At 35.5% G+C, this 14640-nt stretch carries 14 protein-coding genes; 3 read left to right on the top strand and 11 right to left on the bottom strand.

All coding sequences use genetic code 11. The annotated features are described in order from the left end of the window. Window positions 1-76: 76 nt before the first annotated feature. The 3 genes from ACX9TM_RS02530 to ACX9TM_RS02520 form a co-directional block, all read right to left on the bottom strand. Window positions 77-1399, bottom strand: a complete 1323-nt coding sequence (locus ACX9TM_RS02530) for an acetylornithine deacetylase (RefSeq protein ID WP_139256971.1) — start codon at window positions 1397-1399, stop codon at window positions 77-79. A 48-nt stretch (window positions 1400-1447) separates the two neighbouring features. Continuing rightward, window positions 1448-2869 (bottom strand): amino acid permease, encoded by a 1422-nt coding sequence (locus tag ACX9TM_RS02525; protein WP_000981865.1) that lies wholly within the window; start codon window positions 2867-2869, stop codon window positions 1448-1450. 106 nt (window positions 2870-2975) lie between these two features. Beyond that, window positions 2976-3230 carry a biotin/lipoyl attachment domain-containing protein gene (locus ACX9TM_RS02520; RefSeq protein ID WP_000859480.1) on the bottom strand — a complete coding sequence of 85 codons (255 nt, stop codon included), beginning with the start codon at window positions 3228-3230 and terminating at the stop codon, window positions 2976-2978. Window positions 3231-3504: 274 nt separating this feature from the next. On the opposite strand from ACX9TM_RS02520, the gene ACX9TM_RS02515 reads away from it, so the two are divergent. Both ACX9TM_RS02515 and ACX9TM_RS02510 read left to right on the top strand, forming a co-directional pair. Continuing rightward, on the top strand, window positions 3505-4908 hold the full coding sequence (locus ACX9TM_RS02515) for a sigma-54 interaction domain-containing protein (RefSeq protein ID WP_001258445.1): 1404 nt from the start codon (window positions 3505-3507) through the stop codon (window positions 4906-4908). An 83-nt stretch (window positions 4909-4991) separates the two neighbouring features. Beyond that, entirely contained in the window at window positions 4992-5195 is a 204-nt protein-coding gene (locus tag ACX9TM_RS02510; RefSeq protein WP_000063860.1) for a hypothetical protein, read from the top strand. Window positions 5196-5239: 44 nt separating this feature from the next. Here ACX9TM_RS02510 and truA read toward each other — a convergent pair whose 3' ends face one another. The 6 genes from truA to ACX9TM_RS02480 all read right to left on the bottom strand — a co-directional run bounded on the left by truA (window position 5240) and on the right by ACX9TM_RS02480 (window position 11166). Beyond that, window positions 5240-5977, bottom strand: coding sequence for a tRNA pseudouridine(38-40) synthase TruA (truA, locus tag ACX9TM_RS02505; protein WP_000553118.1), 738 nt, complete (start codon window positions 5975-5977; stop codon window positions 5240-5242). A 56-nt stretch (window positions 5978-6033) separates the two neighbouring features. Next, window positions 6034-7413 carry a 23S rRNA (uracil(1939)-C(5))-methyltransferase RlmD gene (gene rlmD, locus ACX9TM_RS02500; protein WP_000615206.1) on the bottom strand — a complete coding sequence of 460 codons (1380 nt, stop codon included), beginning with the start codon at window positions 7411-7413 and terminating at the stop codon, window positions 6034-6036. A gap of 10 nt (window positions 7414-7423) precedes the next feature. After that, window positions 7424-8287, bottom strand: a complete 864-nt coding sequence (locus tag ACX9TM_RS02495; protein ID WP_065381862.1) for a DNA-3-methyladenine glycosylase family protein — start codon at window positions 8285-8287, stop codon at window positions 7424-7426. Window positions 8288-8346: 59 nt separating this feature from the next. After that, window positions 8347-9129: a delta-lactam-biosynthetic de-N-acetylase gene (gene pdaA, locus ACX9TM_RS02490; protein ID WP_000875956.1), complete on the bottom strand. Its 783-nt coding sequence runs from the start codon at window positions 9127-9129 to the stop codon at window positions 8347-8349. A gap of 127 nt (window positions 9130-9256) precedes the next feature. After that, window positions 9257-10777, bottom strand: a complete 1521-nt coding sequence (gene fumA, locus ACX9TM_RS02485) for a class I fumarate hydratase (protein WP_000413523.1) — start codon at window positions 10775-10777, stop codon at window positions 9257-9259. 206 nt (window positions 10778-10983) lie between these two features. Then, window positions 10984-11166: an SE1561 family protein gene (locus ACX9TM_RS02480; protein ID WP_000513558.1), complete on the bottom strand. Its 183-nt coding sequence runs from the start codon at window positions 11164-11166 to the stop codon at window positions 10984-10986. A gap of 213 nt (window positions 11167-11379) precedes the next feature. On the opposite strand from ACX9TM_RS02480, the gene yfkAB reads away from it, so the two are divergent. Then, window positions 11380-12507 (top strand): radical SAM/CxCxxxxC motif protein YfkAB, encoded by a 1128-nt coding sequence (gene yfkAB, locus ACX9TM_RS02475; RefSeq protein ID WP_033695428.1) that lies wholly within the window; start codon window positions 11380-11382, stop codon window positions 12505-12507. Window positions 12508-12542: 35 nt separating this feature from the next. Here yfkAB and ACX9TM_RS02470 read toward each other — a convergent pair whose 3' ends face one another. Together ACX9TM_RS02470 and cax are read right to left on the bottom strand one after the other, a co-directional pair. Then, window positions 12543-13340: a YfkD famly protein gene (locus ACX9TM_RS02470; RefSeq protein ID WP_002083605.1), complete on the bottom strand. Its 798-nt coding sequence runs from the start codon at window positions 13338-13340 to the stop codon at window positions 12543-12545. A gap of 79 nt (window positions 13341-13419) precedes the next feature. Then, window positions 13420-14475 (bottom strand): calcium/proton exchanger, encoded by a 1056-nt coding sequence (cax, locus tag ACX9TM_RS02465; protein ID WP_000482137.1) that lies wholly within the window; start codon window positions 14473-14475, stop codon window positions 13420-13422. Between the last annotated feature and the right edge of the window lie 165 nt (window positions 14476-14640).

Below are 14640 nucleotides of genomic sequence, written 5' to 3'. Positions count from 1 at the left end.
GTTTATATTCAACACTGAAATAGTTCAATAAAAAATCGTACAAGTATACATACTCGTACGATTTTACTGTACAAATCTATTTTTCCGTGTGGCACCATTCATATATAAATGCTGTTATCACTTTTGTAAATTCAATTAACTGTTCAACTTCAACTTTCTCATTTACAGAATGTGCTTCTTCTAATGTACCTGGTCCATATATAATCGCTGGAATATGAAATTCACTAAACCAACCACCATCCGTTACCGTTGCAGACATATCTAAAATTGCATTTTTAGAAAGAATTGATTCATGTACTGAGCTAAGCGTTTTTACAGCTGTATGTTCACTATCTATTTCTAAAGAAGGGAAAATTTCGCCACGATCCACAATCATTGATTCTCCGCCCCACTTAAATTGTGGTGGATTTTCACTTAGCCATGGATCGGCAGCTGCTACTTTACCGATATACTCTTCAATTTCTTTTATTATTTGTTCATGTGTTTCATTCGGATAAAAGTGCACTGTTATCCATAACCGGCACTCATCCGCAATAAAAGCTGCATGTCTTCCACCCTCAATAACAGCTGGATTAATTGTTGTTGTTCCAGACGGATAGCCTTCATATGTTTTCATAACTGCCCAATGACGCTCTAATTCTTGCAAACTTTGCACAATTTTCATCATTTTTTCAATTGCACTCGCTCCAAATAAACGTCCTCCAGCATGAATCATTTGCCTACGCGTTGCATCATGAAACGTTTGAGGGCTTTTCACAGTAATCCAGCCAGTAATTACGCCGCCCTGTCCTTGCATATGTAAATTACTCGTATCCACTACGACTGCAAAATCAGCATCATAACCTCTTTTGCAGCATTGAAGTGTACCAGCTTCTCCAACTTCTTCTCCAATTACGGATTGAAAGATTAAATCTCCAGGTAATTCAATACCAGCTTCTTGTAATAGCTGAATAGCAAATAGCGCTCCAGCTAGTCCCCCTTTCATATCAGCTGCACCACGTCCAACTAACCAACCATCTTTTATAAATGGCTCAAACGGATTTGTTTCCCACGCCTCATCTGCCGATACTTCAGCTACATCCATATGTCCATTAATAATAAGACTTTTATATGAGTCACTTTTTGCCCCTTTTTTCACACCAACAACGTTCGGATCATTAGGATATACATCCCATTTATCAATACTAAAATTTAGTTTTCTTAAAAAATCTGCAACAAATTCTTGCGCTTCATTTGTATTTCTCGCTGGTGGTGCTGGTGTTTCAAAACGAATTAATGTTTTTGTAAGTTCTAACAATTCCTCTTTCCTTGAATCTATTTGTTTTAACAACTGCGAAACTTCTGGATTCATCGCTAATTCCCCTTTGCATACATAGTATGTTTCCAGCTTTATTTTCACAAAAAAAGAGACTGTTTACAAATCTTACAGTCTCCAAATTAATTCATATTATAAGCTCTCTACTTCCGTCGTATTTGTCTTTTCAATATGTTCTACTTTACGTGCCTTATTTCTTGTCGCACGGTAAAACAGTAAACAAACAATCATAAATGGAATACCACAATACAATGCCATTCTTTGTTCTGGAATAAAGGCCATTCCAACGATTACTGTTAAATTTAATACTAATGCAAGAAGTGGTACAAATGGATACAATGGTGTTTTAAATTTCAATTCTTTCACATCCCCGCCCTGCTTTATGTATGACCTTCTAGCTAATAAGTTAGATAGAGCAATAGATGCCCAAACTAATATCGCCCCGAACCCGGCAATAGAAAGTAGCCATAAATAAACTGTATCTTCCGCATAAATACCTGATAGTAATGAAAGGCAGCCTACAATTGTACTTACAATCAATGCATAAATAGGAACACCGTTTTTAGATAACTTACCAAAAATCGGACTAATCATTCCTTGATTAGACATAGACCATAGCATACGAGAAGTTGCATATAACCCTGAATTCGCAACGGATAGCACTGCTGTAATGATAACAAAATTTATAATATCTGCTGCATAAGGAATACCAATTTTATCAAATACAACTACAAATGGACTTTCAATTACTCCCGCTTGTTGCCAAGGGAATAGTCCAGCAAGAATAAAAATAGATAGTACAAAGAAAACAAGTATACGCCAAACTGTATTGTTAATTGCCTTCGGGATTGTTTTCTCTGGATTTTCACTCTCACCTGCTGCAATACCAACTAATTCTGTTCCTTGGAAAGAAAAATTAACTGCAATCATCGTAATTAAAATGGCTGATAATCCATTGGGGAACAATCCACCATAATCAGTAAAACTAGAGAACATCGGTGCTGGTTCATTTCCTTTCATATCTAGAAAACCAAACATTGCTGCCCCGCCCAAAATAATAAATGCAATAATCGTAATTACTTTAATACTTGCAAACCAAAATTCAACTTCCGCAAAACTTCTTGAAGATAACGCATTAATAGCAAAGAGGAGTACTGCAAACACTACGCACCAAATCCATGAAGGTACATCAGGAAACCATCGTTTCATTAAAATACTAACTGCAATTAGTTCAATCCCTATCGTAGCTGACCAGTTTAACCATGACATCCATCCAACTACATAACCCGCTGCAGGGGAAATATGCTTCGTAGCATACGTTTGATAAGATCCTGCGTCAGGCATTGCAACAGCTAACTCTCCAAGACAGAGCATCGTTAAATACATAACAAATCCTCCAACAAGATATGCTACAATCGCTCCTCCAGGCCCAGCTTCATGAATTGTATACCCAGATCCTAAAAAAAGACCGGTACCAATAACGCCTCCAAGTGCAATCATAAATATGTGCCTGCTTTTCAATTCTCTTTTTAATCCTTGATTTTGATTCATCATATAAATCCCCCCTTTTCACTTTGTAAACCCATTTAATGTAAGCGTTTTTAAAATTATTCACCGTAAAAATAATGATTTAAAAGAGCAAAAATACACGTCACTTACATTAATCACTGCCTGTTACTAAAAGGTCATCCCTTACTGTTATTAATAACTTTTGATCAGCAATAGCTTGTCCTTCTACTACTTCTAATGATTCAATATAACCACTGATCCCTATCTTAATTTCTACTTTCTGTTTATCTATTGTTTCAATTAATGCTAATTTCTCCCACTCGTATACGTAAGAACTTTCCGTAACAAATAACTTCTCTACTTTCCCGTAACAAGGACTATACACGCATTCTATAACCGTCTTCACTTTATACACTCCTCCTTCTTATTAGTTGGTACTGAAACGTTGCATATCCCTCCTTTAGATATATCAATTATTATTTATGCAAAATGCGTACCAATCTCCAATTCCTATTTAAAATGAAGGTTTCTCAAAAAAAAAACTTCATAACCGCAAAATTTTTCTATCATTTCAGAGATTTTAAAAGGAAAATAGCAAAAAATTTTTGCGATTTTATAAGAATTTTAATAAAATTATAAAAAGTCAGTCTTCATAGGGTGGAATGAGGAGAAGATAATCTATGCGTACAGAAGAAATTAATTTAAAACAGATCATTGAAATGAATATGCTATATGAAACTTTACTCAATGAACTCGACATCGGAATTCATATTATTAACGAGGAAAGTAAGACGATTATCTATAACCGCAAAATGATGGAAATTGAATCAATGGAGCGCTCAGATGTGCTATATAAAAGTCCTTTAGAAGTATTCGCATTTGAGGAAAATAAAAATAGTACTCTTATAGAGGCATTAAAATTTGGAAAAACAAAGAAAAATATAAAACAAACGTATTTTAACAATAAAGGACAAGAAATTACAACGATTAACGATACTTTCCCTATAATAGAAAATGGAAAAATTAAAGGCGCTATTGAAATATCAAAAGAAATTAGTAACTTAAAGCAAACGATAAAAATAGGTCCTTCTCGAAAACAAAGTACTAAATTTACCTTTGATCACATAATTGGTGATTCTGAAGCCATTCAATCAATCATTACAGAAGGAAAAAGAGTAATTCGTACATCTTCCTCCATACTTCTAGTAGGAGAAACAGGCACTGGTAAAGAACTATTTGCACAAAGCATCCATAATGAAAGTCAGCGTTCAACAAAACCCTTTATTTCACAAAACTGTGCCGCTATACCTGATACCTTAATGGAAAGCCTACTATTTGGCACAAATCGAGGTGCCTTTACAGGAGCAATAGATAAATCAGGCTTATTCGAAGAAGCAAACGGAGGAACTTTGTTATTAGATGAAATCAATTCATTAAGCCCAATACTTCAAGCTAAGTTGCTGCGGGCTATACAAGAAAAAACAATACGAAGAATCGGAGGTACACACGAAAAAGAAATTGATGTTCGCATTATAGCAACTATCAATGAAGATCCCTTTGAAGCCATCGCACATAATCGATTAAGAGAAGACTTATATTACCGATTAAGCGTCGTTACTTTATGTCTTCCGCCTTTACGTGAAAGAAAAGAAGATATTCCAGCTCTTGTTCAGCACTTTATTGAAAAATATAATACTCAATTCGGGCTCAACGTAACCGATGTAGATGTAAATGTAAGAGAATTTTTCTATGCCTACGATTGGCCTGGAAACGTACGGGAGTTGGAACATATAATTGAAGGTTCCATGAACTTGATAGAAGATGAAACTATCATTACAGCGTTTCATCTTCCTACTCGCTTTCGCGAACGAATAAAAACAGAATTCAATATGCAACATGCACTAACTACTCACAATACTGATGCACCTAAAACTTTAAAACACACAATAGAAAAAATGGAAAAGAACTACATTAACCAAATTCTTAAAGAGAATCATGGCAACATCTCACAAGCTGCAAAATTTTTAGGATTAAGTAGGCAAAACTTACAATATCGAATTAAAAAACTGCATTTACACATATGAAATAAACATGTCTCCAAGTGTAAAAATGACTTGGTAAAATATGTTATAATAAACATATAACATGCTAGAAAGGGGCTATATATATGAGTAATGATAAAAAATTAAAGTTATTACAATACTTATACTTTTTCCCTGCCATGCTCTGTATGATGTTATTCATTAATGCCGATGTAAGCAGCTCTCCTTATGCAAAGCTATTAGGAACAATTTTTGGCTCCTTTGCAGCTATTATGCTTGCTGCTTTTTGGAATTTGAAGATACGTATAAAAAACGAAAAATCTTCTTAATACTAAAAAAATCGAGCTACTTAGCCCGATTTTTTTATTTGCCATTAAAACTCAACATTCTCTAAATACAACCCACTTGCCTCAGCAAGACAATTAATTTGATTGCGCTGCTTTTCCTCTAAAATGTTTGGAATTGCTTCAGCATCTAATTGTCCTAATCCAACTTCAATTAATGCCCCGACAATTTTTCTTACCATATTATGAAGGAAGCCGTTACCACTTACTCTAATTTGTACAAACCCTGCCTCTTCCATCACATCAAGTGTATATACTTCTCGAACCATAGATTTTTTCTTTGATTTCGCATTTGAAAAAGCAGTAAAGTCATGTGAACCAACTAAATGTTTTGCAGCTGCTTTCATGCTTTTCACATTTAATTTTTTATTCACATGCATGCTGTATTTACGCATAAATGGATTTGTATGCTCTTCATTCCAAATTTTATACAGATATGTTTTTGCTTTAGAATTGTAACGAGCATGGAAACGATCATGTACTTCTTCCACATTCGTAATGCTAATATCGTTAGGTAAATATTGATTTAAATATTTTTTCACTTTATGTTCCACTAACTTCTCATCACTTTGAAAGTTAGCAACTTGATTCAAAGCATGTACACCAGCGTCTGTTCTACTACAACCGATAATTTCAATTTCTTTTCCGACCATTTCAGATATGACACTTTCGATTTTTCCTTGAATTGTATTATCGTTATTACCAAGACGTTGCCATCCTTTAAAACGTGCGCCGTCGTACTGAATCGTTAATTTATAATTATGCATAATATTCTCCTTCATAGAAAATATTCCCTCATACCATGAGGGAATATTAATAAACTTTACTTTCTAACAAGCTTCACTACATTTTCTACGTGAGCTGTATGCGGGAACATATCAACTGGTTGCACATACTCCACTTCATAGCTCTTCATTAATGCTTGTACATCACGTGCTAATGAAGAAGGATTACAAGACACGTACACAACTTGTTTCGGCTTCACTTTTAAAATTGTTTCCAGTAATTTATCATCGCAACCTGTACGTGGTGGGTCGACAACAATTACATCTGGACGCCATCCTTCTTTTACCCATTTCGGTAACCATTGTTCAGCTTTACCTGCTTCATATTTCGTATTTGTAAATCCGTGACGCTTTGCATTTTTTCTTGCATCTGCAATTGCTTCTGGAATTACATCCATACCACGTACTTCCGCTGCATCATTTGCAAGCCAAAGACCGATTGTACCAACACCACAGTACGCATCCACAATCTTCTCGTTTCCTGTTAACGCAGCTGCTTTTTTCGCTTCATTATACAAAACAACTGTTTGCTCTGGATTCAACTGGAAGAATGCACGTGCTGATAATTCAAATGATAAATCGCCAAGTGTTTCTTGAATGACTTCTTTTCCAGCTAATTTAAATGTCTTGTCGCCAAAAATAACAGATGTTTTACGCCAGTTTACATTTTGCATAATTGATTTAACCGCTGGCATCTGTTTTTGTACTTCTGCAATAAATTGTTCTTTATTTGGTAATTCTTCTTTTGTTGTAATAAGTGTAACTTGTACTTCCCCTGTTTGAACTGCAGTACGTGTTACAATTGTGCGTACTAAACCTTTTTGTTTTTTCTCATTGTAAATAGAAACATTTAATTTTTCTAAAATACGTCTTACAACTTTTGTCGCTTCATTCGTTGCTTTATGTTGAATCATACAGTGAGCGATATCAATTAACTGATGTGAGTTTTGTTTATACAGCCCTGTAATAACCTTTTCGTCTTTACGCCCCACTTGTAATTGACTCTTATTACGATAATGCCATGGATTTTCCATGCCAAGCGTTGGGCGAATTTTCTCTTCCATACTATTTTTCATGTACTTCTCAAATGCTTGTACAACGATATCACGCTTTTGATTCAATTGTTCTTTATAATCTAAATGTTGCAGCTGACAACCGCCACACTCCTCATATACTGGACACGGTGCTTTCACACGATGCGGTGAAGCTTTACGAACTTTTTTCACTTTCGCTTCAGCGAAGCCACGCTGAATTTTCGTTGTTTCTGCAACAACTTCTTCTCCTGGTAATGCCCCTGGAATAAAAACAACTTGTCTCTTAAAATAACCAACGCCTTCTCCGTTAATCCCAAGACGTTTAATTGTCACAGGAAACGTTTGACCAACTTCCAACTTACTCTCATGTTGCTTTTGTATCATTATTACACCTCTACTCTATACTTTTCCATAAATATAACGCTGCATAACTGCAGTATGGTTCACACTCTTGTTTCACTTTTTCTAAAAATGCATCATCAGGTTTATCATCTAATTGAAATATACCTTGCACTGCACGCTGAATCCCAATGTCCGCTTTCGGGAACATATTTTTCCGTCCAAGCCCAAACATTAAAAAGTTTTGCACTGTCCATGCACCAATTCCCCTAATTGGCAACAATTGTGCTGAAATGTCTTCTTCCGTCCCATTTTCTATACTCGCTAAATTTAATGTACCACTGACAATACTTCGACCTAATCCTACTATATATTCAGCCTTTCGCTGACTAAACTTCTGCTCTCTCAATTCTTCTATTGAAATATTTGCTACTATTTCCGGAGTGGGGAAAAAGAATACACCGTTCTTCTCTGTTCCATACCGTTTCACAAATTGTTCTGTTAACACAGTAGCAAATTTCAAATTTATTTGTTGGTGAATGATACAGCGAAGCAGACAAGCAAAATAATCAAATTCTAAAATAATTGGAGTATAAGCATATGTTTCAAATAGTGGACGTAATGATGTGTTTAAAAAATGATTTTGTATATCTTGAAACGGTTCATTCCAATGAAAAATGGCCCTCATTCGTTTCATGATTTTCTCTGGATCTCCTGTCTGACTAGAAATCCAAAACTGTGGATTTTGAACAGTACCAATCCCTTGTAAGCGAACAACAACCTGTTCCTCGTCTATACAAAGCGGGATATAAATAACTTTCTCATCTAATTGAATGACGTTAAGAGGATCAAAAGCTAAACGTTTTAATACTTCTTCAAAATGATACGGATACTCTAACGTAACATGCTCGCTCCACATACGTTTCCCCATCCTTTTTACACATCATTATAGCATGAGAAAACCGTAAGCATACATGCTTACGGTTGATTGCCTTTTACTAAGTCATCTAGACTTTTAAAATGATACCCTTTCTCGCGCAAATCATCAATGATTTTTGCAAGTGCTTCTGCATTATCTTTTGATATTGCATGAAGTAATAAAATAGATCCTGGATGAATCATCGTCATAACATTATTATGCGCATATTGCCATCCTCTTTGCTGATCCACTTTCCAATCCAAAAATGCAAGTGACCAAAATACATTATAATAGCCCATTTCTTTCGTAAGAGCTAACGTTCTTTCACTAAATACACCGCGCGGAGGACGTACATATTTCACTTCTTTTTGCCCAGTTACTTTTTTAATTTCTTCCGTTACACTCGTTAATTCTTCACGAAGTTTCTCATCATTTACCGCTGTAAAATCAGGATGACTCCAAGAATGGTTTCCAATAATGTGTCCTTCATCCTTCATTCTTAACAATAAATCTTTTTGCGTTTTAATGTAATGCCCCGTTACAAAGAAAGTTGCTGGTACTTTTTTCTCTTTTAATACATCTAATATTTTCCCTGTGTATCCATTCTCATATCCATTATCAAATGTTAAATAAATATCTTTTTTCTTCGTATCTCCTAAATAAAACCCGCCATTTTTTTGTAGTAAATCTGTATATAACTTTCCTGCATCTGGTACTGTTTCATTTTTAGGACGCGGGATTCCCCAGTTATGTGGAGTATTTGTATAAGCCAGTGCTGAAACTGGAACAAGTGCCATCATAATTGAAAAAATGAGACCGATATATAACCATTTATATTTCATAAATAGTCTCCTTTCCATATATAATCGTACTTGTAGTTTCTGTTGCTACGCATTCTTTCATGCTGAACATGTTTTTCTATATATACCAAAAAAATGCATCTCGAATCATTCGAGATGCATTTTTTATTTACTTAAATACTGGCTCTTTAAAGCTAGCTAATTTTTCAAGTGATGTTTTATCAACATCTGCATGTAAGCTATTACCATGCGAGTCCATCGTTACAACTGCTTTAAACCCGTCGATACGTAAATGCCACATTGCTTCTGGAATACCAAATTGTAAGAAATCAACATCTTTCACTTCTTTAATACATTCAGCATAATATTGCGCTGCACCACCGATTGCGTTTAAATATACACCGCCGTGTTCTTCTAAAGCCGCTAATGTTTTCGCACCCATACCGCCTTTTCCAATGACAGCGCGAATACCAAATTTCTTCATAATATCGCCTTGGTACGGTTCTTCACGAATACTTGTCGTTGGACCTGCCGCTTTAATTTGCCAATTGTCATTTTCATCTTTCACAACAACTGGACCACAGTGGTAAATAATTTGTCCATTTAAATCTACTGGACAATCATTATCCATTAAATGCTTATGGATTGCGTCACGACCTGTATACATCATGCCATTAATTGTTACAACATCACCAACGCGAAGTTCACGAATTTGCTCTTCTGTAATTGGTGCTTGTAATACAATCTCACGTTGCTCTGTTTTTTCTTGTACTTCATGCTGAAGTGTATCTTCACCTTCTTGATATAGCCAATCCATAATGTCTCCTGTTTCAGGATGGATTTTCACACCAAGGCGACGATATGCCCAGCAATTATACGCAACAGATACATAGAAACTAGCTGGCAAACGATTATAGACGCCAATTTTACAACCAAGTAAAGTTGTTTCTCCGCCAAATCCCATCGTACCAATGCCAAGCTTATTCGCATTTTCTAATACGTACTCTTCAAGATGTTGTAACTCTGGTACTGGATTGACATCATCTAATGTACGGAATAATTGATTTTTTGCCAATTCATAACCTGATGTGCGGTCTCCCCCGATACCAACACCAATTACACCAGCGCTACATCCTTGCCCTTGTGCTTGATATACTGCATGAAGAAGGCATTTACGAATCCCTTCTAAATCACGGCCAGCTCGTCCAAGTCCTTCTAGTTCACACGGTAAGCTATATTGAATATTTTTATTCTCACAGCCACCACCTTTTAGGATTAAACGTGCATCAATATAATCTTTTTCCCATTGTTCAAACTTAATCACCGGTGTACCTGGTCCTAAATTATTTCCACTATTATCTCCAAAAAGAGAATCAACAGAATTGGGACGAAGTTTACCATCTTTTGTCGCCCGCTCAAGCGCATTATAGATAGCTTCCTTCAACTTTAATTGATTCACACCAACTGGTGTATAAATTTTAAACGTTGGCATCCCTGTATCTTGGCAAATCGGCGAGATGTTATCATCAGCCATTTTAATATTATTTGTAATTGTGCCAAGTGCCATCGCAGAACGAGTCCCTGCATTTTCTCGCTCTTTCGCTTGTTGAATCGCACGACGAACATCTTTCGGTAAGTTCGTTGACGTTTCAACAATTAGTTGATACATGCTTTCTTGAAGCTTTTCCATTGTTACTTCCCCCTCAATTGTGAACGCTACCAAAACGTTATGAGCTGAAAATTCAATTGTTATGCTCTTTAGCTATTTATTTGTTTCACGCTATTAGAGCATAAATGAAATTTTTCACAACTTGATTATACCTCTTTTTCTATCGTCCTTCTATTACCCGAACAGAAAAAGGCTACCAAATTGGAATTGGTAGCCTTTTTAATATATTATTCGTCTTTTTTAAATTGCTCACATTTTAATTCTAATTCATCTAACATTGCAAGAAGACGATCTACATCTTCTAATTCAACTTCTTCAGGTTCAATTGTATCAATTACTTCAATGAACATATTTAAACGTTCTTTTAAATATACTAATTGTGTATCTTTATCTTGAATTGCTTTTCCCATGAAGGCACTCTCCTTTTAATTCGAGTTGCTTTTATTATACCGCAAAAACGATTGCTATGGGCATGAAATTTCATCAATTTTGTCACAGTCATCCACTATAATGTAAGCCCTCTCTCTTTCCATGCTAAAAAGTTTCACTTTATAAAAAGCACATATTCTTCTATTATAGAGAATGGACAAATTGTTATTTCAATAGTCAAAGGAGTATTTCATATGACGATATCACAAAAAATGAAGCCGATTACTCCTTCTTACGATCCATGGGAAGCGTATATGGACCTTGAAGAGTACGGCAAACTACTATTAACAAATGTTGAATTTACAACGACGACGTTATGCAACATGCGCTGTGAGCATTGCGCTGTTGGTTACACGTTACAGCCGAAAGACCCAAATCCGCTTCCGATGGATCTTTTATTAAAACGATTAGATGAGATTCCTCATTTACGTTCTTTAAGTATTACTGGCGGCGAACCTATGCTTTCAAAAAAATCCGTCGACAACTATGTAACACCACTCTTAAAATATGCCCATGAACGAGGCGTTCGCACTCAAATCAACTCTAACTTAACTATAGATTTAGCACGTTACGAACAGATTATTCCTTATTTAGACGTATTGCATATATCTCATAACTGGGGAACAATTGATGACTTCGTTGAAGGCGGATTTGCAATGATGGAGCGTAAGCCTACTTACGAACAACGTGCAAAATTATTTGAAAGAATGATTACAAATAGTAAGGCTCTATCAGATGCAGGTGTACTTGTATCGGCCGAAACAATGCTAAACAAAAGAACTCTACCACATATTGAACATATTCACCGCCAAATCGTCGAAGAGATGGGCTGTAAACGTCATGAAGTTCATCCAATGTATCCAAGTGACTTCGCGAGTAATCTAGAGATTTTAACAAAAGCTGAAATTCGTGATGCGATTGAACATTTACTAGAAATTCGCGATGAAAATGTATGGATGCTATTTGGAACTTTACCTTTCTATGCTTGTAGCGATGACGAAAAAGACATAGCTACATTTAAAAAATTGCAAGAGAGCAAAAATGTAACTGTTCGTAATGATCCAGATGGCCGTTCTCGTTTAAATGTAAATATTTTCGATGGAAATATTATTGTAACGGACTTTGGTGATGTTCCACTTCTAGGAAACATACAAACACACACATTACAAGAAGCGTATGAAAAATGGAGCACTTCAAAAACAGCAAAATCATTAAGCTGCCACTGTCCTGCAGTAAAATGTCTTGGACCAAATGTTCTTGTAAAAAACAGCTACTATCCGACAGAAGATTTCTTATCAAAAACAGCAAACATTACATTATAAAAAAAACGTCAGCTTATAAGCTGACGTTTTTTATGTTATTGCGAGTGAGAAGAAGAAATAAATTTAAAAAACAAATGATCATGAATTGGAATTGCCGCTCCAATTCCTTGAGAAGTAATATTTTTCACAACAAGTCTTTTTTGATTTCCCTTTAATACAAGATACACTTCTCCAAATGTTACTTTTCCCTTTTCATTTACTGCTGGTGTATAAGCGTATAAATATCCAAGTTGACTCGGACTAATATTATACACACGCTCATGTCCAGTACCATAACCAATAGTTGTCTTAAACGAAAGAGGTAATTGTACTTTTTCAAGTGCTTTGAGAAGCATCATTTTTTTCACATCTGCAGCATCTTTCATATCTGCTGTTAAATCGCCTTCAACCGTCTTTTGTGTTTCTTGCTTATAGCGAAGTGGATATAAACGGTCTCCTCCGCGATTATCATACACATTTCGATTCACTTGTTTATATTCCCAATTAATCGATGTGTCTACTGATTCATAATGTAAGGCCCATTGACCTAAATAAATTTTTGCCCGATACCCTACTGCAAGTGGCGCATTTGAAATTGTCGTTTCATTAAACATCCGAATTAAGTCTGGATTTTCAATTTTAATATTAGCCGTTTTCAATAGCTCTTGAGCAAATTTACTTGGTTGTAAACGTGGCAAATCTTGCGCATCATTTGGAAATGTATTGTCTTTTGAAATATTTAAAACAGATGAAGGCATTTTTGTTCCTACTGTTGTCTTTGCAAAACTCATGTTAGGAAATAATAAAATAAACGAGACCATAGTTGAAAGACATATGCTGTATACTCGTTTCACCTGTCTGGCTCCTTCCTATGTAGGTATATATACTACTTCGTTTATTGTTTTCTCTGAGCGCAATTGTTATGCCTATTTTTCATAATAAATAAAAACCAATTCCCATAATGACATACGCCGCTAGTAAAGTGCCTCCTTCAAACCAGTTTGTATCTCCATCATTGGAAATCGCAATCGTTAAGAAAACGGCTGTAATCATAGACACAAGTTCTGGTATGGTAAATACTAAAGGCATCCTTTGCGCGAAGAACATAGATAGTAATACTAATACAGGAGCAACAAACATGGCGATTTGTAATGTAGAGCCTATTGCAATTTCAACTGCAATATTTACTTTATTTTTATAAGCCATAATAATTGCAGACGCATGTTCCGCTGCATTCCCAACAATTGCAACGATAATAACCCCTATAAATAACTCTGACCAGCCAAATGACTTTGCAACAGTTTCAAAAGTATGCACGAGTGCCTCTGACACATAAGCTACCGCTAGTGTTGCTATCGCTAAAATAAGTAGCGCCTTCCCTTTCGACCACTCTGGCTCTTCTTCATGCGCTACTTCGTCACTTTTATGTTGATATACACCACGGTGCGTAACTAACTTAAATAGTAATGCAGCAAGGTACATGATAATCATAATAATAGAAACACCTATACTTAATTGATACGTCTTGCCAGCGTCCATCTTCATTGAAAAGATCTCTGGAATAACAAAGGCCACAACAACAGCAAATATTAATAAAGCTGAATTATGCCTTGCATCATATACATTAAAACTTTGTCTTTTGTATTTAAGACCTCCAACAAAGAAGGATAACCCTCCTACTAATAATAAATTTCCAAGTACAGATCCCGTTAAAGAAGCTAACACCACTTCAATTAACCCTGCTTGAAGTGCAAAAATTGAAATGATAAGTTCAACAGCATTACCGAAAGTAGCATTTAATAATCCGCCTATTCTAGGACCAGAAACAATTGCTAGACTCTCTGTTGCTCTACCCATAAAACCAGCTAATGCGATAATCGTAACACAATACACAGCGAACATAATTGTTTCTGGCCAATGAAGTGTTTTTCCAAGTACAGATAGTGGTACACCTATAAGCGCTACTATAAGAAATATTTTATTAAACATGTTTTTCATCCTTCCATCGTATGTATTTCTCCTCAATATTATTATTATTCTTCTCCTAACTTGTCCGATTTCATCACAATTACGTTTAAAAAATCGGATTGAAGAAAACAGTATGAAAGATATTTAAATTATCTTGTTTAAACAGACAGAATTATAAATTGTGAA

It is taken from the genome of Bacillus sp. LH1 (genome assembly GCF_057924895.1).
Note: the sequence above shows the minus strand (reverse complement) of the source record. Positions and strands in the feature narration are given on the sequence as shown.

Coding starts and splice junctions, on each gene's coding strand:
- rlmD (WP_000615206.1), bottom strand. CDS start 7,413: ATGATACAAAAGCAACATGAGAGTAAGTTGGAAGTTGGTCAAACGTTT.
- truA (WP_000553118.1), bottom strand. CDS start 5,977: ATGCATAATTATAAATTAACGATTCAGTACGACGGCGCACGTTTTAAA.
- ACX9TM_RS02480 (WP_000513558.1), bottom strand. CDS start 11,166: ATGGGAAAAGCAATTCAAGATAAAGATACACAATTAGTATATTTAAAA.
- ACX9TM_RS02495 (WP_065381862.1), bottom strand. CDS start 8,287: ATGTGGAGCGAGCATGTTACGTTAGAGTATCCGTATCATTTTGAAGAA.
- fumA (WP_000413523.1), bottom strand. CDS start 10,777: ATGGAAAAGCTTCAAGAAAGCATGTATCAACTAATTGTTGAAACGTCA.
- yfkAB (WP_033695428.1), top strand. CDS start 11,380: ATGACGATATCACAAAAAATGAAGCCGATTACTCCTTCTTACGATCCA.
- cax (WP_000482137.1), bottom strand. CDS start 14,475: ATGTTTAATAAAATATTTCTTATAGTAGCGCTTATAGGTGTACCACTA.
- ACX9TM_RS02510 (WP_000063860.1), top strand. CDS start 4,992: ATGAGTAATGATAAAAAATTAAAGTTATTACAATACTTATACTTTTTC.
- ACX9TM_RS02525 (WP_000981865.1), bottom strand. CDS start 2,869: ATGATGAATCAAAATCAAGGATTAAAAAGAGAATTGAAAAGCAGGCAC.
- pdaA (WP_000875956.1), bottom strand. CDS start 9,129: ATGAAATATAAATGGTTATATATCGGTCTCATTTTTTCAATTATGATG.
- ACX9TM_RS02515 (WP_001258445.1), top strand. CDS start 3,505: ATGCGTACAGAAGAAATTAATTTAAAACAGATCATTGAAATGAATATG.